Source organism: Streptomyces sp. NPDC001868, assembly GCF_040297125.1.
Classification (GTDB): Bacteria; Actinomycetota; Actinomycetes; order Streptomycetales; family Streptomycetaceae; genus Streptomyces.
The window spans coordinates 76533-99777 of record NZ_JBEOYO010000015.1; the positions used below are offsets into that span (position 1 = coordinate 76533).

Below are 23245 nucleotides of genomic sequence, written 5' to 3' on the forward strand. Positions count from 1 at the left end.
GACGAACCATGGCAGCCGCTCAGCGCACCGTCATCGAGAACTGTTCCCTCGCCACCGTCGACGCCCAGGACACCGAGTACGCCACCGGCCATGTCGTCATCGCCGATGACCGCATCGAGTCGCTCGGCGCGGGCAGCGCCCCCGAGGGCCTGACGGACGTCGTACGGCGCATCGACGCCACCGGCCATCTCGTGACCCCCGGACTGGTCAACACCCACCACCACTTCTACCAGTGGATCACCCGGGGCCTGGCCACCGACCACAACCTCTTCGACTGGCTCGTCGCGCTCTACCCGACCTGGGCGCGCATCGACGAGCGCATGACGTACGCGGCGGCCCAGGGCTCGCTGGGCATGATGGCCCGCGGCGGTGTGACCACGGCCATGGACCACCACTACGTCTTTCCGCGCGGCTCCGGCGACCTGTCGGGCTCGATCATCCGGGCGGCCCGCGAGATGGGCGTCCGCTTCACGCTTGCCCGTGGCTCCATGGACCGCAGCGAGAAGGACGGCGGACTGCCCCCGGACTTCGCCGTCGAGACCCTGGAGGGCGCCCTCGCCGCCACCGAGGAGACCGTCAAGCAGCACCACGACGCCTCCTTCGGCGCGATGACCCAGATCGCCGTCGCCCCCTGCTCCCCCTTCTCCGTCTCCACCGAACTGCTCCGTGAGGGCGCCGAGTTGGCCCGCCGCCTCGGCGTACGGCTGCACACGCACGGCTCGGAGACGGTCGAGGAGGAGAAGTTCTGCCACGAGCTGTTCGGCATGGGCCCGACCGACTACTTCGAGTCGACGGGCTGGCTCGGGGAGGACGTGTGGATGGCCCACTGCGTCCATATGAACGACTCCGACATCGAGGCCTTCGCCCGTACGAGGACGGGGGTCGCCCACTGCCCCTCGTCCAACGCCCGGCTGGCGGCGGGCATCGCCCGCGTCCCGGACATGCTGGCCGCCGGTGTCCCGGTCGGCCTCGGTGTCGACGGCACCGCGTCCAACGAGTCCGGTGAACTCCACACCGAGCTGCGCAACGCGCTCCTCATCAACCGCCTCGGCACCCACCGCGAGGCCGCCCTCAACGCCCGTCAGGCGCTGCGGCTCGGCACCTTCGGCGGCGCCCAAGTCCTGGGCCGGGCGGGCGAGATCGGCTCCCTGGAGGCGGGCAAGCTCGCCGACCTCGTCCTCTGGAAGCTCGACACCCTCGCCCACGCGTCGATCGCCGACCCGGTGACCGCCCTGGTCTTCGGCGCGGCGGCCCCGGTGACGGCGTCGTTCGTGAACGGCCGGCAGATCGTGGAGCACGGCCGTCTGCTGCACGTCGACGAGGAAGCGATCGCCCGCTCGACACGGGAAGAGGCCCGGCGGCTGGCGCGGATCGCCGCCGGGGCCTGACCCGCTGAACTCTGGCCGAGGGGGACGGCCCTCGGCCAGAGCCGTGGACCCGCGAGGTCCACGGCAGCCGTCTCCGGGGCGCGCATGAGCGTGCGCGCCCCGGAGACGGCGCCCGCCCGGCCCCGCCCACCGACGGAGAGCGTCGGGCGGGTGCCGTGGCAGTGGGCTGTGATCCGTCAGGAGAGCGCTGTGAGCCGGTCCCGGACCTGTGCGGCGACCGTGTACGTGTCCCCGGTCGGCTCGGTCGCGAGCGTCCCCGGGTTCCGTGCCCAGCGGTCCTCCAGGGCGAACCAGTCGATCTTCTTCGGCGCCCGCCCGGCCGCCAGCGCGGCCCGCAGCTCCTCGAAGTACGTGGACCAGCGCAGCCGGTACAGCCCGCCGACCAGCCCCGCCCACTCCCGGTTGGCGTAGTCCCGCAGCCCCGCGTCCGCGCCCTCCCGCGTCCCCCACACCGTCAGCAACGACAGATTGTCGTACGCCAGCTCCGTCCGCTCGGCGCCACTGGCACCCCAGGAACGGGCGTCCGCGACCCAACGGCCCAGCAGATGACGGGAGTCGGTGGCCACCAGCTTGTCCAGCAGATCCATGAGCGAGAGCCAGTCACCGCTCAGCCGGTCGAAGCGGGCCTTGTCGCCGGCGTCGTACGCGGCCTTGATCTGCGGCAGCATGACCCGGCTGCGGTTGGAGAGTGCCTGGCGGGCCACGTCGAGGAGATCCCGACGGTAGGCCGACGATGCTCGCAACTCGGCCCGCACCTTCAGCAGTTCACCGAGCGCGGGCTCGAAGTCGGCGGCGCTGTAGCGGAGTTGCTTCGGCGACCAGCGGCCCGCCCGTACGACGTTCAGTGCGGGCCGGGCGCCGAAGAGGCCGTCGGCGCCCTCGCTCCACGAGTCGGCGCGAGTGGTGCCGTACGCGGTGCGGCGCAGGATCTCCCAGGCGGCCTCGGCATGCGGGTCGAGGGCGCCGTAACGGGCGTGCGCCCACTCCGCGAACCAGGTCTTCAGGTCCAACTCGCCCTCCCGCCAGGCGAGTTCGGAGAAGAGGGCGAAGGCGGCCGGGTTGTTGTCCGCCGCCTCCGGCATCAGCGCGATCCCGTGCAGCTTGCTGCCGTCCTTGGTGCGCCACTTCTCGTACAGCGCGGCCCAGTCGGGGGTGTTCGCGCCGAGCGCGGTGTGGCCGCCGAAGTTCCAGATCGAACCGAAGGCGTACGGGGTGTCGCCCCAGTCTGCCTCGCGGTCGGTGACCGTGGGGAAGCGGTCGGAGAGACCGTCGACGACGAGCATGCGCTCCTTGTCGACGGCGTCGACGATCGCGCGCGGCGGATTGTGCTGCCAGCCGAGAATCACCCAGGTGGCCCCCGGGTGGGACCGCTGGAGCGCCCGCTCGACACCCTTCGCCGCGTCGGCGACGGGCACGTCACCCGGGTCGCCGCCCTCGTGCAGCAGATCCATCTTGTACAGCGTCGACGGGCCGAACATCTCGTCCTGCACCCGGTAGAACGCCGCCGCCACCCGCGCGAATTCGTCCGTGCGCGGGTCCAGCCAGTCGGGGCGGGCGAAGCCCATCCAGTCGCCCTGCGGCACGGTCCGCGCCCCCGGAACGCGCTCCGCGAACCCGGCCGGGACCGTCCCGAAGTAGCCGGGGAACACCGGCGTCATCCCCAGCTCACGGGCCCGGTCGGCGATCCGGCGGCCGAGGGTGGCTCGCGCGTCCAGGAGCTGTCGGGAGACGGGGGAGGGGAACGCTGACAGGTTCTGCAGCAGCCACCACGGCTGATGCGCCGGGCCCGGCACCCACTCCCGCAGCTCCTCCTCCGTGTACCCGAACTCCTGGAACACCCGGTGGTACAGCGCGTCCGCGCCCGCGTAGACGAGGACCTCGTTGTAGCCGTGCAGCGCCAGCACGTCCAGCTCGCGCTCCCAGTACGACCAGTCGAGGTACGCGCCCGTGTAGCCGTCGTTGGTGTCGTTGAGGGCGAAGCGGTGGGTGACGTTCGCCTTGCGGCTGACCGCCTCGTCGACGCCGGGCAGGTCGCGCGGCAGGAGGTTCGTCTGCTCACCCGCCCAGTTGATCTCGGCGTACGCGATGTGCCTCAAGTACCAGTTCAGGCCGGTGAGTTGGGTGGCGGGCGTGTCCCCGGCGACGATGATGCGCCCGGTGCCGCCCGAGACCCGGAAGGTGTCCGGGTCCTGCCCCTGCGTGAACGTGATCTGCCGCCAGTGGTCCGGCAACAGCCGCCGGGCCGCCGCCGAGGCCGTGCGCAGCGCCTTGTCGGCGCGGGGCGCGTCGTCCGACGGGATCGCGCGGGCCGACGTACAGGCGACGGCGGGACCGGCGGCGAGGGCGGCGAGCAGGGCACGACGGGCGAGCGGCATGAGGTCTCCGGGGTGCGGTGGGGGTACGCCGTGGGAGGAATACCCGCCGAAACCGCACTTGTGCGCAGACACAGGGCCACACGGGGGAGAACCTGACATGAATGGCTCCTCCCGGCGTGTCGGCCTGCCTTCGGCCCCCATCATCGCGGATGTCCGGTGGCCGCCGGAGGGCACCCGGGTGTCCGGTGGACGTCTAAGCGGTCGTGCCGTCCCAGGCCATCAGGTTCGCCAGCAGCTCCGCCTGCTCGATCGCGTCGTCCAGCGCGTGGTGGGTGTGCGGACGCCGGGAGAGGAGATGCCGGGGCATCGCACGCTTGGAGACCGAGCGCAGCGGGACGCCGGCCTTCGTCGCGTACAGCGTCTTCATGTCCAGACACCCCGAGTGCCCGAAGGGGCTCGCCCCGGTGAAGCGGATCAGATACCAGTACAGGAACGTCCAGTCGTAGGAGGCCGGATAGCCGCACATCACGGGCTGCGCGTCGCCGCTGACCTCGCGGACCCAGGAGCTGAACTGGTGCAGCGCGGCCCCCGGTTCGGTCCCCTGCGTCGCCAGCTTCTCACGGTCGAGGCCGCTCACCGCCAGCGCCTCCGGCACGAACTCCTCGCTGATCGGCCGCAGTTCGCGATAGAAGGTGCGCCGCCGCGGATCGGTCGCCACGAAACCGCCCGCGCCCTGCCGCCCCGCGACGGCCGCGCCGAAGCTGAGCATCGAGTACGGCCCCGGTATCGGCCCGTCCGCCTCGACATCGACGGAGATGTACAGACTGGGCTTGATCGTGCGTGAGGACATACGGCGATCATGACGTCCAAACCCCGCGCGACGCATCCGGATTTCGGGGGCGGGCGAACGCCCGGCGGACGGCGTACGACATCGTGTGTACCGCAATAGGAGTAGATCTCCCGGTTCGGGAACCCCGCGTCGTACACGACACGTTGTCGGGAAACAGGGATTTATCCGAATGATCGCTTCGCGTCCGGTGGGGGCCGGTACCGACGGGGAGAACCGGTAAGTCCGGTTGTGGCCGTTCGCGGAGCCGGGGGACAGAACGGGGACACACATGGTGCATCGACACCATCGCGAGACCTACTACGTCGTCAACGAGGGCCGGATCCTGGAGTTCGAGAAGGGCGACGCGGTCGCGCGCGTACCGAGCGCGACCGAGCAGCAGCTGGCCTTCCGCTTCTCCCGGTTCGGTGAGAAGGGAGTCCAGCTCGACGAGGCACTGCTCGGCAAGCTGGCCGAGGCCATGACCACGGGCACGGGCGGCACCGACCCCAACTCGGGGGATCTCGGCGGGAAGACGATCCCGGCCGGGTTCACCTATCTCGGTCAGTTCGTCGACCACGACCTGACCCTGGACCGCACCCAGGTGGGACTGGGTGAACCCGTCCCGGTCGAGGACCTGGTGCAGGGCCGCAGCCCCGCCCTCGACCTCGACTCGCTCTACGGCATGGGCCCGCGCCACGCGGGCAGCGCCCGCTTCTACGAGACCGACGGCCGCCTCCGGATGGGCACCACGCTCGGCGTGGGCTTCCCGCCCGAGTCGACGTCCAACGTCGACCACGAGGGCTTCGACCTGCCGAGGGCCGGCGAGGCGGCCGGCGGCACCCGGGCCGACAAGCGCGCCCCGCTCATCCCGGACGCGCGCAACGACGAGAACCTCGCCGTCGGCCAGCTCCACCTGGCGTTCATCCGCTTCCACAACCGCGTCGTCGACCTCCTCGCCGAGCGCGGGGTGCCCGAGCACCGGCTGTTCCAGGCGGCCCGGGACATCGTCGTGAAGCACTACCAGTGGGTGCTGCGCACCGACTTCCTGCCGCGCATCGTCGACCCGGACATCGTCGAGCGGGTCTTCACCCGAGGACGCAAGCACTTCGAGCGGCCCGGGTACACCCGGCCCGGTGATCTGCCGACGATGCCCATCGAGTTCTCGGTCGCCGCCTACCGGCTCGGGCACAGCATGGTGCGCGGGGCCTACCAGTGGAACAGCGTGTTCCGCGCGGGCGGACCCGGCCCCATCGCCTCGCTCGGGCTGCTGTTCCGGTTCAGCGGCACGGCGGGCAACCTCACACCGGGCCCGGACGACCTCAGCGACCTCGACGACCCGAACTCCGGCGACTTCCTGCGGCTGCCGAGCAACTGGATCGTCGACTTCCGCCGGCTGTTCGACTTCGGCGAGATCGGCCGGGACGACCTGGTCGTGCCCGAGGCCGAGTTCAATGTGGCCAAGCGTCTCGACACGCTCCTCGTCGACCCGCTGTCCACCCTGCCCACCGGCACCTTCGACGGCCGTGGCCGCCCGGCCCCGCCGCCGATCCAGCGCAACCTCGCGTTCCGCAACCTCGTGCGGGCCAGGATGGTCGAGCTGGCCACCGGGCCGCAGCTGGCCGCCCAGATGGGCTTCAAGCCGCTGACGGAGGACCAGATCCTGCAAGGCAACGGCGGCGCCGTCCTTGAGGGCCTCTCCGACGCCGAGCGCGCCCAGGTCGTGGAGCACACCCCGCTGTGGTTCTACGTCCTGCGCGAGGCCGAGGTGAACGAAGCCCGCCCCGGCCGCCTCACCGGCGTCGGCGGCACCCTCGTCGCCGAGGTCTTCCACCGCGCGATCGAGGGCAGCCGCAGGTCGATCGTGAAGCACCCGGGCTGGCGCCCGAGCCTTCCGTCCCACCGGAAGGGCAGGTTCACCATGACGGACCTGCTGCTCTTCGCCTTCGAGAACGACCCGGAGCTTCTCAACCCGCTGGGCTGAGCGACCGGAAGCCGCGCATCGACCCCGCTGTCCGGCCCACGGGCGTGTGCCTGTGGCCCGGACGGCGGGGGCGGCCGACACCGGGGACCGGCCGACAGCGGGACCGGTCGACGGCGTGGGCCGTCCGCCTGGGGTCGACGTCCTCACAGTCCGAACAGCGTGGGGTCCTTCGCCAGAGCCCGGAACTGCTCCCGGGGGTCGGCCACCAGCTTGCGGATCTTCAGGTCCATCAGCCCGCCGACACCGGTGATCTCGGCCGCCACGGTGCCGTCCGTCCTGCGTACGGTCTGCTCGATGCGGAACGTCTTGCCCTCACCCCACACGAAGACACAGGTCACCTCGACCTCGTCACCGGCCAGCAGCTCCCGCCGGTAACTGATCGTCGTCTCCAGCGCCACGGGCCCGACGCCGTTCGCCATCAGATCGGCCTGACGTATCCCTGCGGCCTGCAACAGCGACCAGCGCGCGTGCTCGCCGTACTGGAGATACACGCTCTGGTTCAGATGTCCCTGCACATCGGTCTCGTACCCGCGCACGGTCACCGGGACGGAAAACGGTTCGGCCATGACTTCCCCTTGTCTGAGGCGAACGGAACGGGGATCAGCTTACTGAGCGCTTGCTCAGATTCCCGCGTGCTCAGGTGCTCAGGTGGCAGATGCCGCTAGGCCCGCCGAGGGGAGGCCAGCAGATACCGCTCCCGCGTACGGGGATCCGTGTGCTCGCTGACCTGCCATCCCGCCCGCTCCAGCGTCGCCGCACAGGCCCGCAGCGCCTCCGCGTCGGGCTCTCGTACGGCGACGGCCTCCGGCTGGGGCGTGGCCCGCACGCGGTAGCCGCCGCCCGCCGGCCCCTCCGCCGGTCGATGGCCCGCGGACTCCAGGGCCAGCGCGGCGGCCCGCACCAGATGGGTCCGCTCCCAGCCGCACGGGCGGTCCGTGGCGCCGCCCGGGTTGGTCATCCGGCGCAGCTCCAGGAGCCCCTGCCAGGCGCTGTGCACCTCACGTGTGCGCGCCGGTCCGGTGATGGCGGCCTCCTCACCGCCGACGCGCGCGGCGAAGACACCGGTGTCGGCGGGAGCGCTCTCCTTCGACGCCGACGCAGGCTCCGCGACTTCGGCCGGTGCCGTCTCCCGTACGCGATGCCCGGCCGGGGTCAGGAAGTGGTCGTGCGGCGGGCGGGGATGTCGGAAGGCCAGGCCCCGCTTCACCAGCGCCGCGAGCTGTGCCTCCGTACCCGTCAGCCGCCCGGTCACCGGCTCGGCGGCGTCGATGATCCGCCGCTGGACGGCGGTCGGCGGTCGCGTCACGGCACCCTCCCTCACCCCGAGCCGGCTGTGCGTCACCCCACTCGAAGACTACGAGGCGGGTCTGACATTCCACCCCGCGACGACCGGACGGCCGTGCTCCGTGCCGAGCCGGCAGACCGTGCCCGTGGCCAGCTGGAACAGCGCGCCGCCGGAGGCGGGCAGACCGAGATAGCGGGCGGTGAGGACGCGCAGGAAGTGCCCGTGCGCCACCAGCACCACACTCCCCTCGGTGTTCCCCAGTGCCGCGTGCGCCTTCGCCAGCATCCGGTCGGCGCGCGCCCCGACCTCCTCCGGGCTCTCCCCGGGATGCTCCGGCGGACCGGGCGCGACCCCGTCCGTGAACAGGAACCAGTCCGGCCGGGTGCGATGGATCTCGACGGTCGTGACGCCCTCGTAGCCGCCGTAGTCCCACTCGACGAGATCCGCGTCGACGCGCGCCCCGTCGAGCCCGGCCAGTTCGGCTGTCTGCCGGGCACGCTTGAGCGGGCTGACGAAGACGGCGCCGACGTGGTGCGAGCCGAGCAGGGGAGCGAGGCCGCGCGCCTGCTCGCGGCCGTGGTCCGTCAGTGAGATGTCGGTCCAGCTGGTGTGCTGCCCGGACGCCGACCACTCGGTCTCACCGTGCCGCACAAGAAGAAGATCACCCATGCCCCCAGGCTACGAGCCCGCCGCACCGGCGCCGAAGCGCCTCACAGGGCACGGGCCCACCGCTCCAACTCCGCGAACTCCTCCTCCCGCAGCCCCCGGCGCGGATCGATCCGCAGCAGCAGCGCCGCCGTGTCGTGGTGCTCGGCCACATGCCGTACGTCGAGGTCGGTGATCATGTCGTCGACCCAGACGAACGGCCGTCCCGCCGCCCACTCCAGAACCTGCCGGGTCTTCCAGTACAGCCCGTCCGGTTCCGTGGCGAAGAGGTTGCCGAACTCGATGACCGGCAGATCGCGCGGCAGCCCTATCACCGGGCCGATCATCTCGTTGGCCTCGTGCATCCAGGTCGTGGCCCACGCCAACTCGTAGGGCAGCGCGAGCAGTCGCTCCCCGTGCGCCGGGTTGAGCCGGATCCGCAGGCCCCGGCGCAGCCGCCGCGACCCCGGTTTCTGCCGTGCGGACCAGTTCGACGGGTGCACGCGGCGGGTCACATAGCCGCGCGGACGCCACAACCGGGCGCCGAACGGGTTGAGGGGGCCGTCGACATCGAGGAGAAGGAGCGGAAGGAGCGGTCGGTCAGTCATGGGGAAGGGCTACCCATGCCGGGGGCGCGTCGACGCCGGGCTGCCGCGTACGCCGACGCCGTGATCCGCGTACGCGCCGACGCCACGAGTCCCGTACGCGCTTCCCGTACGCGCCGACGCCGAGAGCGCTGTCGGCTGCTTCCGATGCTTCCGGCTACTGCCGGTACCCGCTCAGGAACCGCCCGATGCGGCTGATCGCCGCGTCCAGGTCGTCCGCGTACGGGAGGGTGAGGATGCGGAAGTGGTCGGGGGTGGGCCAGTTGAAGCCGGTGCCCTGGACGACCTGGATCTTCTCCCTCAGCAGCAGGTCGAGGACGAACTTCTCGTCGTCGTGGATCTTGTGGACCTTGGGGTCGAGGCGAGGGAAGGCGTAGAGGGCGCCCTTGGGCTTCACACACGACACACCGGGGATCTCGTTGAGCTTCTCCCACACCACGTCGCGCTGTTCGTGGAGGCGACCGCCCGGAGTGGTGAGGTCGGTGATGGACTGGCGGCCGCCGAGCGCGGCCTGGATGGCGTACTGGGCGGGCGCGTTGGCGCACAGCCGCATGGAGGCCAGCATCGTCAGGCCCTCCAGGTAGTTGCGGGCGTGCTGCTTGGGCCCGGTGACGACCAGCCAGCCGGAGCGGAAGCCCGCGACGCGGTACGTCTTGGACAGCCCGCAGAAGGTGAGGACGACCAGGTCGGGGGCGAGCGCGGCGGCCGAGTGGTGGACGGCGTCGTCGTACAGGATCTGGTCGTAGATCTCGTCGGCGAAGACCATCAGGCCGTGGCGGCGGGCGAGGTCGAGGATGCCCTCGATGATCTCCTTGGGGTAGACCGCGCCGGTGGGGTTGTTCGGATTGATGATCACGACGGCTTTCGTCCGGTCGGTGATCTTCGACGCCATGTCGTCGAGGTCCGGGTACCAGTCGGCCTGTTCGTCGCAGAGGTAGTGGACCGCCTTGCCGCCGGCGAGGGTGGTCACCGCCGTCCACAGGGGGAAGTCTGGGGCGGGGATCAGGATCTCGTCGCCGTCCTCGATCAGCGCCTGTACGGCCATGGAGACCAGCTCGGAGACGCCGTTGCCGAGGAAGACGTCGTCCACGTCCACGTCGAGGCCGCGGTCCTGGTAGCGCTGGGCGACCGCGCGGCGGGCCGAGAGGATGCCGCGTGAATCCGTGTAGCCGTGGGCCTGCGGGAGCATCCGGATCATGTCCTGGATGATCTCCTCCGGCGCCTCGAAACCGAAGAGTGCGGGGTTGCCGGTGTTGAGGCGCAGGACGCTGTGGCCCGCCTCCTCCAGTGCGTTGGCGTGCTCGATCACGGGGCCGCGGATCTCGTAACAGACCTCGCTGAGCTTGCTGGACTGCCGGAACTCCATGCGCCTAGCCCTCCGGTTCGTTGTGTTGCTTGGTTTTACCAAGTAGGTGCTTGGAAAGTCCAACGACATGTCTAGACTGCGTCCCATGTCACCTCGTCGAAGCTACGACCAGTACTGTTCCGCCGCCCGGGCGCTCGATCTCGTCGGTGACCGCTGGACCCTGCTGATCGTGCGTGAGCTGCTGGCCGGGCCGCGTCGCTACACGGACCTGCACGCCGACCTGCCGGGTGTCAGCACGGACGTCCTCGCGTCCCGGCTGAAGGACATGGAGCGCGACGGGCTGACGACACGACGCCGGCTGCCGCCTCCGGGGGCCGCGTACGTGTACGAACTCACGCTGCGGGGGCGGGAGTTGCTGCCGGTGCTGCAGGCGCTCGGGGTGTGGGGGGAGTCGGCGCTCGGGGCGCGGCGGGCGACGGACGCGGTGCGGGCGCACTGGTTCGCGTTGCCGGTGTTGCGGGGGCTGGAGGGTGTGGGGAGTGCGGGGCTGGTCGAAGTCCGGCTGGAGGAAGGGGAGTTCCATGTGTGGGTGGGCGCGGAGGAGGGGCCGGTGTACGGGGACGGGCCCGCGCCCGGGGAGGCGGATGTGCGGCTGACCCTCGACGCGGGCACCTGCGGTGTGCTTGGGCGGGGGGAGTTGGGGTTGAGGGATGCGGTTCGGGAGGGGCGGGTTGTGGTGGTGGGGGAGGGGGCGTTGGCCAAGGAGTTGCGGGAGGGGTGAGTTGTGAGGGTCGGGGGGTGCGTCGTCGGGTGCGGGTCCGGTGGGGCTTCTCGCGCAGTTCCCCGCGCCCCTAAAGGCAACGGCCCCTGCGGGCTGTTGAAAAGGCACACGGCGCAGCCCCTGCCTTTTCTGGGGCGCAAAGCACGGGGCGTAGTCCCCTGCTTCTTTCAGGGGCGCGGGGCACTGCGCGAGAAGCCCCACCGGGGCCGCGGGCGGCGTCGAAGGGGTGTGAGGGCCCGTCGAACCGGCAGGGTTCGGCGGGCCCTCGGCGGAGGTCAGGCTCCGGGTGGGGGCACCCGGACGGGACGGCCCGCGCCCCGGGTCAGGGAGTAGCCGCCGATACCCGCCAACGCGGCCAGCACCGCACCCAGCGCAGTCCACACCCACCGGTCGCTCCACCACCCGGAGGCCCAGCCGTCGTCGGGCTCCAGGGAGGAGAGGACCGCTTCCGTGTCCGTGGAGGAGTCCTCGTCGTCCTCCCGGGAGGTCACGGCGACACCCGGGACCAGCGGCTGCGCCAGGGCACCGTCGACGGCCGCGGACCCGCCGATGTCCTTGGAGTCGGCCTCGACCTCGGTGGAGACGGGCAGCCCCAGATCCCCCGTGGCCAGGCGGACCGTGGTGAGACGGACGTAGTACGTGCCCGGCAGCGGATCGTCCGCCCAGGGCTCCGACCAGGCACGGACCGTGCGCAACGTGCAGGACAGCGCGACGGACGCCGCCCCCGCCCCGGCGGTCCGCGTCTGCGCCCCGTACTGGCAGGCCTGGCGGCGCCGCAGCCCGTCGTACACGTCGAGCTGCCAGGTCGAGGACGACTGCGCCCCCTCGGGCAGCTTGACCTTCGCCCGTACGGTGGGCCGCTGCCCGGCGTCGGCCGGGAACGACCAGTACAGGTAGTCGCCGGTCGAGGCGTTCGCCGTCGCGGTCAGCCCCTGCTCGAACTCCGCGGCCGTACGGAAGGACGTGCCCGCCTCGGTGGGCGCGTCACCGTCCCCGGACGCGCTCGCGGACGGCGTGGCGTCGGCGACGGCCGGGGACACGGCCAGACCCAGCATCAGCAGGGCCGCGCCCAACACACGTGTGATCCGCATCAGTTGGTCCTCCAGACCGCGACACGCCAGCGCGACAGCCAGCCCCACAGCACACCCGCCAGGAACCCGACGAGCACCAGCACACCGAGCAGCCACCAGCCACGGCCGAGGCCGAAGGAGGCCACGTCGGCGGCCCGGTCGGGCCCGTCCACGACGTCGACGGTGATTTCGAGCGGCAGACCGGGCGTGGTCTTCACCCCACTGGCCGGCGAGTAGGAGTGGGTCACCTGGAGACACACGGACTCGGCGGCGTCCTCGTCCGCCTCGTCCGCGTCCTCGATCTCCGCCTTCGGGTAGCGCAGGCCGGTCGAGATGACATCGGTACGGCCGTTGCCGGCCGCCTCGCCGCGTACGATCTCGCGGTTCTTGGTCGTCACCGCGCGCAGCAGCACGCCGTAGTCCGGGTTGACGTCACGGTCGGCCGCGACGCTCACCGAGGCACGCAGCTCCTGGCCCGGCTTCACGTCGACGCGGTACCAGCGCTCCTGGCCGAACTCCTCGCGGTCGGTGTACAGACCCGACGTGAGCGTCTTGGCGTCCGCGCACGCCCCGGCGCCCTCGACGGCCTTCGGCACGACCACCGGGTCGGCGGCGCGGTCGACCAACTGGTTGACGCGGTCCGTGAGTTCGTCACGGTGCTCGATCGACGTGTACGAGCCGCCGGTCGCCTCCGCGATACAGCTCAGCTGGAGCCGCATCTTGGCGTTCGGGACCAGGCCGAGCGTGTCGATGGTCAGCCCGATGCCCTTGGCCGCGATCTCACGGGCCACCTCGCACGGGTCGAGCGGGGCGCAGGTGTCCTCGCCGTCGCTGATCAGCACGATCCGCTTGGTGCCCTCGCCGCCCTCCAGGTCGTCGGCCGCCTTCAGCAGCGCCGGACCGATCGGGGTCCAGCCGGTCGGCGCGAGGGTCGCCACCGCCGCCTTCGCCTCGGTGCGGTCCAGCGGCCCCACCGGGTAGAGCTGCGCGGTGTCCTTGCAGCCCGTCTTCCGGTCGTCGCCCGGGTAGTTCGCGCCCAGGGTCCGGATACCTAGCTGGACCTCCTCGGGCGTGGCGTCCAGCACCTCGTTGAACGCCTGCTTGGCCGCGGCCATACGGGACTGCCCGTCGATGTCCTTCGCCCGCATCGAACCGCTGACGTCCAGCAGGAGGTTGACCTTGGGCGCGAGGGCCGTGGTCTCGTCGGCGACGGCCGTGGTCGGAACCGCGATTCCGGCCGTCAGGACGGCGAGCAGGACGAACACCCCTGCTTTCAGCCGTTGTCTTGTGATCATCGGCGGATCCTATTGATCAGGAGGGTCACCCTTCAAAACGAGACCGCCTGTTGACGACCCGTTCACCGGCCGGACGACACGAGCCCGGCCTTCCGCGCGTCCCGCCCTTCACCGCAGCGGAGTCGGCACCTCCGCCCAGATGTCGCCGGGCAGCTCCGGCGAAAGTCGCATCAGCGTCAACGCCTTCGTCGGTACGGGCCCCTCCAGCAGCGTGCCGAGATCGGGGGTGCGCGGCAGATCCCGTACGGCGGTGGCGAGCGCCTCGCGCAGGACCGGCGTCGAACCGGCCGTGGCGCCGAGCGCGCCCGTGATCAGGGCGCCGAACAGCTTGCGGCGCAGGGTGGTCTCGTCGTCCGTGATGATGCGTCCGGCCATCGCCGGGGCCGGGACGCCGTGCCGGGCGAGGCGGGCCGGGCTGACCCGGATGTCCGCGAGGTCGCGGTAGACGAGGCGGCGGGGGGCACCCGACGGGGACAGGACCACCAGGAGGTTCTGACCGTGTGCCTCCAGGGCCACGCCCAGGTCGAGCAGCCGGAGGCAGACCGTGAGCGCGAGTCGGGTGAAGTCCGCCAGCCAGGACGGCGACCGGGGCAGCTCGGTCTCCGCGAGCGCGGCCACCGGCAGGACCCGCTCACCGGTCGCCGTGTCCGCGTACGTCTCCGGCGACTCCCGCAGCACCGCCGCCAGATCGGGCGAACCGGCGGTGACCGCGCCGAGCGTCCGGGTCACGTGCAGCAGTCCTCCGGTGCGTGCGGCGACCTCCGCCATGAAGTCCGAGACGATCCCCGAGGTCTCGATCGAGTAGACCGAGATGTCCCGGACGGAGGAGGTCAGCCGGGCGCTCAGCGCGGTCTTGACGTGCGGTGCGTGCGGCCCGCCGTCCGCGAGGGCGAGAGTGCGCAGCGACATCAGCGGATGCGCCTCGATCACCTCCCCCACAGGGCACTTGAGCACATGGGCCGCCTGCCACGGATGCACCGGGACCAGCACCCGCCCGCCGTCCCGCAACGTCTCCGGCCACTCCCCGACGACGAGCGCGTCGTCCACCGGCGCCAGCCCCAGCCGTACCACCTGCCGGTGCTCGGGCCCGTAGGCGAGCTGGTCGGACGCGGAAAAGCCGGGCCGGGAACGACAGCTGGGGTGGAAGGGGTGCCCGTCGACGATCCGCTGCTCCCACTCCCAACTGGTGACCGGAGGCGCGGCGGCCGCCTCCTGGCCGGCCCGGGACAGCGCCAACGAGGCCACGCTGTGGTCGAGTTCGACGGCGAAGGCGGCGCTGTGCGGAACGGCCAGGGCGGTCATCAGCCGCGCCGGACGATCGTAGGGCCGCTCGTCGAACCACACCTCCTCGATGTGCGCGGCGGTGCCGTACGGGTCCACGGCCGGGCCGTGCAGCCGGCGGCCGTCGGCGAGGTGCAGCGTGACCCCGTCGCCCCCGGCCGAGTCCCGGCGCACCACCCAGGGCAGCGGCTCATGGACGAGGCCCCGCCACAGCCGGGACAGCACGGCCGCCCGGGCGCCGGGCAGCGCGGTCGTGTACGGCAGCGTCAGATCGGGGCGTACGGCGCCCAGCTCGGCGCCGAGCGCCGCCTCGGCGTCGGCGTAGGCGTCGGACAACGGGTGACGGTCCACGGACGGGCTCCTCGGGTGCGGGGACGGTGTCGGGCGGGTACGGAACCCGCGTCGGTATCGACATCGGCGTACGACCACTGCCCGTCCGTCTCCGTCGCGACGCCTGATGGCATCACGATTGGTTGCGATATGGCCGCTTCGCGACGAAGCGTGACGGGCAGACATACTGATCACGAGTGCACCGTAAGGAATGAATGGACCCCTTGGATCCCCTGGCCCCCCTGGGCGCGGACGCGCCCCGAGACGGCGTCGGCGACTCCGCCGACGCCCACGCCGCCGCACCGCTGCTCAACTGCCTTCTGCGGGAGGCGGGGGAGCCGGTCGAGCCGTCGGGCACGGTGCACCGCCTGAGAGGCAGCGGCCGTCTCCTGCGCGTGCGCGGCACCCGCCGCCCCACGCGCCCCGAGGTGCGCACGGCGGACACCTGGCACCCGCTCACCCACACCGAGCTCGTGAAACTCGTCGTCGAGGAACTCCGCGCCCTCACCGGCCTGTCCAACTCCGAGCTGCCCGCCGAGATGTTCGACAGCCGCGAGGCCGTGGCCGCCCTCCTCGCCGCGCGCTCCCGTACACCGGCGCCCGAGGACCCGTACCGGCGCTCCGAGCAGTCCCTGATCACCGGCCACCCGTTCCACCCCGCCCCCAAGGCCCGGGGCGGCGGCCCGGCAGCGGGCTGGCTGCCGTACGCGCCCGAGGCGTACGCCCACTTCCCGCTGACCCTCCTCGGTGTCCGCGAGGACACGGTGGTCGAGGAGGGTGACACCTCCGCCCTCGACACCCTGGGCAGCGCCCCGCCCGGCTACCGGCTGCTCCCCGCCCACCCCTGGCAACTCGACCTGGTGGGAGCGGAGTTGGCGGACGCATTCGCCGACGGCCGTCTCGTCCGGCTGGGCCGGACGGAGGGCGAGGTGTGGCCCACGGCGGCGATCCGCACGGTGTACGTTCCCGAGTACGTTCCCCTGGCGGTGTCCACGGGGGCCCCGCCCGCCTCCGACGCGGTGCCCATCGGCGCCCCGCCCGCCCCCGATCTCTTCCTCAAGTTCAGCCTGGACGTGCGCATCACCAACGACGTACGCCGTCTGTGGCGCCACGACCTGCTCAAGCTGCGCCGGACGGACCGGGCGGTCACCGATGCCTTCGCCGGGCTGCCGGGGGCCTGGCTGAGCGACTGCGGCTACCGCACGGCCGACTTCGCCTTCGAGGAGCTGGCGGTACTGGTCCGGGACGGCCTGGGAAGCCATGTACCCCCGGGTACGACACCCTTCCTCGCCGCCGCACTCACCGAGGACCTCGATGCCTTCCCGGACAACCCGCTGGCCCGCACCGCGGACCCCGGGGCCTGGTGGGAGGCGTATCTGCGCGCGGTGGTGCCTCCGGCGCTCGGCGCCTTCCACGGCCATGGTGTCGTCCTGGAGGCCCACCTGCAGAACACGGTCGTCGCCTGCGACCCCGCCGGCACGCCCGTCCAGGTCGTCTACCGCGACGCCGAGGGCGTGAAGCTCCTGTCGGACGTGAACCGCGAGGCGGGCTGGGAACGGCTGGTCTACTGCCTGTTCGTCAACAACCTGCTGGAGATCGCGGCGGCCGTGGCCGAACACCATCCGGAGGTCGACCTCTGGGCCGCCGTACGACGGGAGTTGGCGCGCCACGCCGAGCTGCCGGAGGTCGCCGACCTGCTCGACTCGTCCACCCTGCCCGGCAAGACGAACCTGCTGCTGCGGTGGACGGGCGCGGACGGCGCGGACGCGCGCTATCTGCCGCTGCCCAACCCGATCCGGCGGACGACCGGTTGAGCGGACCCAGTCGGTCGAGGCCGCGCACCTCGGGCGGCGGATTCCGTCAGGCCTGGAGCCATGCCGTGGAGCCATGCCGTGGAGCCAGGCTGCGGAGCCAGGCCGTGCAGCCATGCCGTTCCGGCCGGGGACCGCGGGTGGGCCGCCAGGTCGATCGTCAGGCCGTTCCGGCCTTGTCCGCCGCGCTCCGCAGCAGGTCCATCGCCACGCCCATGGCCACGCCCGCCGCCGAGCGGACGTGGGCCTCGCGGGCCGCCCAGGTCGCGTCCGGGTTGCGCGCCGTCGCCGCCGTGGTGATCGCCTGCAGCTCGCGCAGGGTGTCGGCGCCACGCCCCGGGGACTGAAGCGTCACCCCGCGGAGCAGGCTCGTACGGGCGTGGATTCCCAGCAGCGTCGCGCGGACCACGGGGTTGCCGGCGCCGTCGGACAACGCGTCGTAGTACGCGTCCTTGGCGGCGAGGATGCCGGGCAGTCCGCCGTCGGCCAGAGCGGACTCGACCGCCTTGAGCCGGCGCTTGAGTGTCGTCCGCTGTGCCGAGGTGGCGCGTTCGGCGAAGGACCGTCCGGCGAGGGCTTCGAGCACCTCCCGGACCTCGTGGAGCGCGGCGGCGTCCTCGGCCGACAGGGTCGCGACCACCGGTCCGCGGTGGGGCACCATGTCCACGGGGCCCTCGGACTCCGGCTGCCGCAGCGCTTCCCGCACCACCGTCCGGCTGACCTCGAACCGGTCGCACAGCGCGCGTTCCACCAGCCGCTCGCCCGGCGCGAACTCCGCACCGACGATGGCCGCCCGGAGCAGGCCCACCACCGGGGTCCGCAACGGCGCAGCTTCCCACCACGCTCGATTATCATGCTCATTTCGTGCCGAGCTCGGAACCCGAGGGCGGGAGTGGCCTGAGAAGATGCTGAGGGAAGTCACCGCGACCCGCTACATCGAGCCCCTGCGGGCGGGCGGCTCCGTGCCCGGGATCGTCGAAGCGGACGACCTGGGCACCTACGTCGTGAAGTTCACGGGCTCGGCTCAGGGGCGCAAGGCGCTGGTCGCCGAGGTGATCGTCGGTGAGCTGGCGCGGGCGCTCGGCCTGCGGTTCCCCGAGCTGGTCCTCGCGCACTTCGACCCGGCGATCGCCGACCACGAGCCCCACCAGGAGGTGCGGGAGCTGCACGGCGCGAGCGCCGGTCTCAACCTCGGCATGGACTATCTGCCGGGCGCGAAGGACTTCACCCCGGAGGTCGCGCAGGAGTTCCGGGTGGACCCCCTCGAAGCCGGCCGGATCATCTGGCTCGACGCCCTGACGGTCAACGTCGACCGCACCGTGCACAGCTCGAACCTCATGATCTGGCCCACGCTCGGCGTCGCGCCCCCGCGTCTGTGGCTGATCGACCACGGCGCGGCCCTCGTCTTCCACCACCGCTGGGACGCCTCGGACCCCACCAAGGCCTACGACTTCCGCCACCACGCCCTCGGCCACTACACCCCCGACGTGCGGGCGGCCGACGCCGAGCTGGCACCGAAGGTGACGGAGGACCTGCTGCGGCGGATCCTCGCGGAGGTCCCGGACGCCTGGCTGCCCACCGAGGACGGTTTCGCGTCGCCCGACGAGGTCCGCGACGCCTACGTCCGCTACCTCCACGCGCGCGTGCGGGCCTCCGCCGCCTGGCTCCCCACCGACTTCCCCACCCGGGAGGAACTCGCCGCAGAGGAGGCCCTCCGCGCGGCGAAGACACAGCGAGGCCGCCCGAGCTGGCTCAAACGGGTCCCCGACCTGCACGGCAAGCCGGCGGCCGAACAGGATTGGTCGGTGCACCTCGGATGAGCCCCGTCGTACAGATCGAGTACTGCACCCAGTGCCGCTGGCTGCCCCGCGCGGCCTGGCTGGCGCAGGAACTGCTCACCACCTTCGAGGCGGAGATCGGCGAACTGTCCCTCAAGCCCGGCACGGGCGGCGTCTTCGTCGTACGCGTCGACGACGAGGTCGTCTGGGACCGCCGCGACCAGGGCTTCCCCGAGCCCACCGCCGTCAAGCAGGCCGTACGCGACCGAGTGGCCCCGGGGAAGTCCCTGGGCCACTCGGACAAGGCCGCGGGGGCGGAGGGCGGGTCGTGAGCCCGGTCAGCCCGTGAGCCGGCTCAGCCCTTGAGCTGCTCGTACGCCGGGAGGGTCAGGAAGTCGGCGTAGTCCTCGTCCAGGGCGACCTGGAGGAGCAGGTCGTGGGCCTGCTGCCAGTGACCGGCGGCGAAGGCCTCCTCGCCGATCTCGGCGCGGATGGCGGCCAGTTCCTCGGCGGCGACCGCGCGGGCCAGCTCCGGGGTGGCCTTCACGGACTCGCCGGCGTGCTCGAACTCGACGCCCGCGTTGATCCACTGCCAGATCTGGGAGCGGGAGATCTCGGCGGTCGCCGCGTCCTCCATCAGGTTGAAGATGGCGACGGCGCCGAGGCCGCGCAGCCAGGCCTCGATGTAGCGGATGCCGACCTGGACGGCGTTGACGAGACCGGCGTACGTCGGCCTGGCGTCGAGGGAGTCGACGGCGATCAGGTCGGCGGCCTTGACGTCGACGTCCTCGCGGAGGCGGTCCTTCTGGTTGGGCTTGTCGCCGAGCACGGCGTCGAAGGAGGCCATCGCGATCGGCACGAGGTCGGGGTGGGCCACCCACGACCCGTCGAAACCGTCGTTCGCCTCGCGGTCCTTGTCGGCCTTGACCTTCTCGAACGCGACCTTGTTGACCTCCTCGTCGCGCCGCGACGGGATGAACGCGGCCATGCCGCCGATCGCGTGCGCGCCGCGCTTGTGGCAGGTGCGGACGAGGAGTTCGGTGTACGCCCGCATGAACGGGGCCGTCATCGTCACCGCGTTGCGGTCCGGGAGGACGAACTTGGCGCCGCCGTCACGGAAGTTCTTCACGATGGAGAAGAGATAGTCCCAGCGGCCCGCGTTCAACCCCGAGGCGTGGTCGCGGAGTTCGTAGAGGATCTCCTCCATCTCGTACGCGGCCGTGATCGTCTCGATCAGGACCGTCGCGCGGACGGAGCCCTGGGGGACGCCGAGCTGGTCCTGCGCGAACACGAACACGTCGTTCCACAGGCGGGCTTCGAGGTGCGACTCCGTCTTCGGGAGGTAGAAGTACGGGCCCTTGCCGAGGTCCAGCAGCCGCTGGGCGTTGTGGAAGAAGTACAGGCCGAAGTCGACGAGCGCGCCGGGGACGGGGGTGCCGTCGGCGTCGACGAGATGGCGCTCGTCGAGGTGCCAGCCGCGCGGGCGCATGACGACCGTCGCCAGCTCCTCGTTCGGGCGCAGGGCGTACGACTTGCCGGTGCGCTCGTCGGTGAAGTCGATGTTCCGGGTGTACGCGTCGGCCATGTTCACCTGGCCGAGGACCACGTTCTCCCAGGTGGGCGCCGAGGCGTCCTCGAAGTCCGCGAGCCAGATCCGCGCGCCCGAGTTGAGGGCGTTGATCGTCATCTTGCGGTCGGTGGGCCCGGTGATCTCGACGCGGCGGTCGTCCAGGGCGGCCGGGGAGGGCGCCACCTTCCAGGAGTCGTCGGCGCGGATCGCGGCGGTCTCCGGGAGGAAGTCGAGGGTGGAGGTACGGGCGATCTCGGCACGGCGCTCCGCACGGCGGGCCAGCAGCTCGTCACGCCGGGGCGTGAACCGGCGGTGCAGTTCGGCCACGAAGGCGAGGGCGGCGTCGGTGAGGACCTCGTCCTGGCGGGGCAGAGGCTCGGCGTCGACGATGGCCAGCGGGGACGGCGCTGGTGCGGACATGAGCTGTCACTTCCTTCAGCGGGCGTGGCACCGGGTGTCAGTCGACCCGGGTCGGGCTGCGAGCGCCCTCGGATGAGTAGGGCGCTTCTGAACAGTGGATACTAGTTTCCTCATGGTGGAAGTTCAATGTTTTGTTGATGTCGAGATTCTTCGGGTCGAGGCAGGGTGGCGCTGAGTGTCACCCCGTTCACTCAAGGTGGACGAGGTCGGCCTCGGTGTCGATGTCGTACGGCCGCGCCACGTCCCCGCACTCGACGAGCGTGATCGCGTCGCCGTGGGCCTTGAGATAGGCGCGCGCGCCTCGGTCGCCGGTGGCGGACGCGGCGATCTCCGCCCAGTGGTCGGCGCCGAAGAGGACGGGATGGCCCCGGACGCCGTCGTACGAGGCCGCCGCGAGCGCCTCGCGCAACGCCCCGCGAGACGGCCCACTCTGTGACCCACTCTGCGCCCCGCTCTGCGATCCGCCCGACCCGTACGCGGCGAGGACGCGGGCCACCGCCTCCGGGCCGATGCCCGGCTGGTCTACGAGGGAGACGAGGGCGGCGTCGGCGCCCGTACCCGTCAGTGACTCCAGTCCGGCCCGCAGCGACGAGCCCATGCCCTCGGCCCACGCCGGGTTGTCGACCAGGACGCAGCCGGGCAGTTCGGCGCGGGCGCGTACGGTCGCGGACTCGGCGCCCAGGACCACGTGGATCCGGGCGCAGCCGCCCGCCCGCAGCACCCCGACCGCGTGTTCGACCAGGGGGCGGCCGCGGTGGGTCAGCAGGGCCTTGGGGCGGCCGCCGAGGCGCCGGCCGCCGCCGGCCGCCAGCAGCAGACCGACGGTCTCGCTCCGGGGTGGTTCCTGGGCCTGGTGGTGCGTCATGTCCTCTTGCATACCCGACCCGGTGCGGGTGTCCCGTGAAGCCGGACGGACCGGGAGTCGGCTTTGCGATGCCCTGGGACTGAATTTCGGTCCCCGTAGTGGCGCTCGCCACACTGTTGGCGTTTACTGGCCCGCGCCACCCCCGGCGGACGACCGGCGCCGACGGGTGGCGGGCCGTGCTCGGGCGTACGGCCGTGGCTCGCGCACGAGGGAGTGGGCGAGGGGGGAGAGGGCTGTGCTGCGGAGCTTGGGGCAGAGGTCAGTGACCGGCAGTGACGAGGATCCTAGGGTGGCGGGACTGCGGTCGGCCGTGTCCCGGCTGCGGCGTGAACTGGCCGCGCATCCCGCGGAGTTCCCCGATCGGGGGATCGCGGAGGACGAGTTGGCGGTGCTCGCGGCGATGGCTGTCAGCGGGATGCCCGAGGTGCCGCGACTGCGGCGGTCCCTGTTGTTGATCGCGGGGTCCATCGGGTCGGTGAGCGCGTTGGCGCGGGGGCTGGCGGAGGTGCGGACGGCGGTGGAACTGTTCGGGGAGCCGCCGCGGCGGTGAGGGGGTTTGGGAGTGCGTCGGCGGGTGCGGCTGCGTCGTGGTTGCCCGCGCAGTTCCCCGCGCCCCTCAAGGGCAGGGGCTGCGCCCCTGCGACCTCAAAGCGCGGGTCCGTGGGGCTTCTCGCGCAGTTCCCCGCGCCCCTGAAAAGGCCGGGGCTGCGCCCCGTGCTTTTCACCCCGCAGCCCCGTCGTCTCTTCAGGCCCGCAGGGGCCTGAATCTTTAGGGGCGCGGGGAACTGCGCGACCAGCCCCCACCGGACCCGCAGCCGAAGACCGAGGCCCTCAGCCGCCCGCCCCCGAACTCGCCAGCGCCTCCGACAGTTCCACGGCCACCTGCTGCAGCACAGGCACGATCCGCTCCGTCGCCGTCTCGGTGACGCGGCCCGCCGGCCCGGAGATGGAGATCGCCGCGGCGGTGGGGGAGTTGGGGACGGAGACGGCGAGACAGCGGACGCCGATCTCCTGTTCGTTGTCGTCGACGGCGTAGCCGAGCCGGCGGACATCCTCCAGCGCGGTCAGGAAACCGTCCGGCGTGGTGATCGTCTTGTCCGTCGCCGCCGGCATCCCCGTACGGGCCAGCAGAGCGCGGACCTCGTCGGCCGGGAACCCGGCGAGGAGGGCCTTGCCGACGCCGGTGGAGTGCGGCAGCACCCGCCGGCCCACCTCGGTGAACATCCGCATGGAGTGCTTGGACGGCACCTGCGCGACGTACACGATCTCGTCGCCGTCGAGGAGCGCCATGTTCGCCGTCTCGCCGGTCTCCTCCACGAGCCGCGCGAGGTACGGCCGCGCCCACGTGCCGAGCAGCCGGGACGCCGACTCGCCGAGACGGATCAGCCGAGGCCCGAGGGCGTACCGCCGATTGGGCTGCTGGCGTACGTAGCCGCAGACGACCAGCGTCCGCATCAGCCGGTGGATGGTCGGCAGCGGCAGCCCACTGCTCGCGGACAGCTCGCTGAGCCCGACCTCGCCGCCCGCGTCCGCCATCCGCTCCAGCAGATCGAAGGCGCGCTCGAGGGACTGGACACCACCGGAGGACGACTTGGTGGAATCGGTCGTGTGGGCGCTGGCGCTGGACGTCGGCACGGGGCGCGGTCCTTTCGGGATGGCGGGCGAGATCGCAGCCTACCGGGCAGTTCAT

General features: G+C 71.9%; 21 protein-coding genes. 7 read left to right on the plus strand and 14 right to left on the minus strand.

Annotation, left to right across the window (positions count from 1 at the left end; translation table 11 throughout):
* Positions 1-8: 8 nt before the first annotated feature.
* The gene (locus tag ABT147_RS19555; RefSeq protein WP_351407646.1) at positions 9-1388 is read left to right on the plus strand and encodes an 8-oxoguanine deaminase; all 1380 of its coding nucleotides are present in this window, start codon (positions 9-11) and stop codon (positions 1386-1388) included.
* A gap of 176 nt (positions 1389-1564) precedes the next feature.
* Here ABT147_RS19555 and ABT147_RS19560 read toward each other — a convergent pair whose 3' ends face one another.
* Both ABT147_RS19560 and ABT147_RS19565 read right to left on the minus strand, forming a co-directional pair.
* Entirely contained in the window at positions 1565-3763 is a 2199-nt protein-coding gene (locus ABT147_RS19560; RefSeq protein WP_351407648.1) for an alpha-N-acetylglucosaminidase, read from the minus strand.
* A gap of 193 nt (positions 3764-3956) precedes the next feature.
* Positions 3957-4553 (minus strand): 3'-5' exonuclease, encoded by a 597-nt coding sequence (locus ABT147_RS19565; RefSeq protein WP_351407650.1) that lies wholly within the window; start codon positions 4551-4553, stop codon positions 3957-3959.
* Positions 4554-4821: 268 nt separating this feature from the next.
* Here ABT147_RS19565 and ABT147_RS19570 point away from each other — a divergent pair, with 268 nt between their 5' ends.
* The gene (locus tag ABT147_RS19570; protein WP_351407652.1) at positions 4822-6513 is read left to right on the plus strand and encodes a peroxidase family protein; all 1692 of its coding nucleotides are present in this window, start codon (positions 4822-4824) and stop codon (positions 6511-6513) included.
* Positions 6514-6656: 143 nt separating this feature from the next.
* On the opposite strand, the gene ABT147_RS19575 is transcribed toward ABT147_RS19570, so the two are convergent.
* The 5 genes from ABT147_RS19575 to ABT147_RS19595 form a co-directional block, all read right to left on the minus strand.
* Positions 6657-7079, minus strand: coding sequence for an acyl-CoA thioesterase (locus tag ABT147_RS19575; RefSeq protein WP_351407654.1), 423 nt, complete (start codon positions 7077-7079; stop codon positions 6657-6659).
* Positions 7080-7174: 95 nt separating this feature from the next.
* On the minus strand, positions 7175-7819 hold the full coding sequence (locus ABT147_RS19580) for a hypothetical protein (RefSeq protein ID WP_351407657.1): 645 nt from the start codon (positions 7817-7819) through the stop codon (positions 7175-7177).
* 48 nt (positions 7820-7867) lie between these two features.
* A complete protein-coding gene (locus ABT147_RS19585; RefSeq protein ID WP_351407659.1) occupies positions 7868-8467 on the minus strand; it encodes a histidine phosphatase family protein in 600 nt (199 codons plus the stop codon).
* 41 nt (positions 8468-8508) lie between these two features.
* Positions 8509-9051 (minus strand): HAD domain-containing protein, encoded by a 543-nt coding sequence (locus tag ABT147_RS19590; RefSeq protein WP_351407661.1) that lies wholly within the window; start codon positions 9049-9051, stop codon positions 8509-8511.
* A gap of 154 nt (positions 9052-9205) precedes the next feature.
* Positions 9206-10414, minus strand: coding sequence for a pyridoxal phosphate-dependent aminotransferase (locus tag ABT147_RS19595; RefSeq protein WP_351407663.1), 1209 nt, complete (start codon positions 10412-10414; stop codon positions 9206-9208).
* An 85-nt stretch (positions 10415-10499) separates the two neighbouring features.
* Here ABT147_RS19595 and ABT147_RS19600 point away from each other — a divergent pair, with 85 nt between their 5' ends.
* The gene (locus ABT147_RS19600; protein WP_351407665.1) at positions 10500-11135 is read left to right on the plus strand and encodes a winged helix-turn-helix transcriptional regulator; all 636 of its coding nucleotides are present in this window, start codon (positions 10500-10502) and stop codon (positions 11133-11135) included.
* A gap of 275 nt (positions 11136-11410) precedes the next feature.
* Here the strand turns inward: ABT147_RS19600 and ABT147_RS19605 are convergent, their stop codons facing one another.
* The 3 genes from ABT147_RS19605 to ABT147_RS19615 form a co-directional block, all read right to left on the minus strand.
* A complete protein-coding gene (locus ABT147_RS19605; RefSeq protein WP_351407667.1) occupies positions 11411-12226 on the minus strand; it encodes a hypothetical protein in 816 nt (271 codons plus the stop codon).
* Positions 12226-13500, minus strand: coding sequence for a VWA domain-containing protein (locus ABT147_RS19610; RefSeq protein WP_351407669.1), 1275 nt, complete (start codon positions 13498-13500; stop codon positions 12226-12228). Before ABT147_RS19610 ends, ABT147_RS19605 begins: the two co-directional genes overlap by 1 nt.
* Before the next feature lie 108 nt (positions 13501-13608).
* Positions 13609-15132: an IucA/IucC family protein gene (locus tag ABT147_RS19615; protein ID WP_351407671.1), complete on the minus strand. Its 1524-nt coding sequence runs from the start codon at positions 15130-15132 to the stop codon at positions 13609-13611.
* 194 nt (positions 15133-15326) lie between these two features.
* Here ABT147_RS19615 and ABT147_RS19620 point away from each other — a divergent pair, with 194 nt between their 5' ends.
* Positions 15327-16925: an IucA/IucC family protein gene (locus ABT147_RS19620; protein WP_351407673.1), complete on the plus strand. Its 1599-nt coding sequence runs from the start codon at positions 15327-15329 to the stop codon at positions 16923-16925.
* A gap of 157 nt (positions 16926-17082) precedes the next feature.
* Here ABT147_RS19620 and ABT147_RS19625 read toward each other — a convergent pair whose 3' ends face one another.
* Positions 17083-17745: a GntR family transcriptional regulator gene (locus ABT147_RS19625; protein WP_351407675.1), complete on the minus strand. Its 663-nt coding sequence runs from the start codon at positions 17743-17745 to the stop codon at positions 17083-17085.
* A gap of 82 nt (positions 17746-17827) precedes the next feature.
* Here ABT147_RS19625 and ABT147_RS19630 point away from each other — a divergent pair, with 82 nt between their 5' ends.
* The gene (locus tag ABT147_RS19630) at positions 17828-18742 is read left to right on the plus strand and encodes a HipA family kinase (RefSeq protein ID WP_351407677.1); all 915 of its coding nucleotides are present in this window, start codon (positions 17828-17830) and stop codon (positions 18740-18742) included.
* Positions 18739-19032, plus strand: coding sequence for an Rdx family protein (locus ABT147_RS19635; protein ID WP_351407680.1), 294 nt, complete (start codon positions 18739-18741; stop codon positions 19030-19032). Before ABT147_RS19630 ends, ABT147_RS19635 begins: the two co-directional genes overlap by 4 nt.
* Before the next feature lie 23 nt (positions 19033-19055).
* Here ABT147_RS19635 and aceB read toward each other — a convergent pair whose 3' ends face one another.
* Both aceB and ABT147_RS19645 read right to left on the minus strand, forming a co-directional pair.
* Positions 19056-20690, minus strand: coding sequence for a malate synthase A (gene aceB, locus ABT147_RS19640; RefSeq protein ID WP_351407682.1), 1635 nt, complete (start codon positions 20688-20690; stop codon positions 19056-19058).
* A gap of 187 nt (positions 20691-20877) precedes the next feature.
* Positions 20878-21555: a nucleotidyltransferase family protein gene (locus ABT147_RS19645; protein WP_351407684.1), complete on the minus strand. Its 678-nt coding sequence runs from the start codon at positions 21553-21555 to the stop codon at positions 20878-20880.
* Between the two features lie 235 nt (positions 21556-21790).
* Here ABT147_RS19645 and ABT147_RS19650 point away from each other — a divergent pair, with 235 nt between their 5' ends.
* Positions 21791-22105, plus strand: coding sequence for a DUF5955 family protein (locus ABT147_RS19650; protein ID WP_351407686.1), 315 nt, complete (start codon positions 21791-21793; stop codon positions 22103-22105).
* A 281-nt stretch (positions 22106-22386) separates the two neighbouring features.
* Here ABT147_RS19650 and ABT147_RS19655 read toward each other — a convergent pair whose 3' ends face one another.
* Positions 22387-23190, minus strand: a complete 804-nt coding sequence (locus ABT147_RS19655) for an IclR family transcriptional regulator (protein WP_351407689.1) — start codon at positions 23188-23190, stop codon at positions 22387-22389.
* Positions 23191-23245 lie beyond the last annotated feature (55 nt).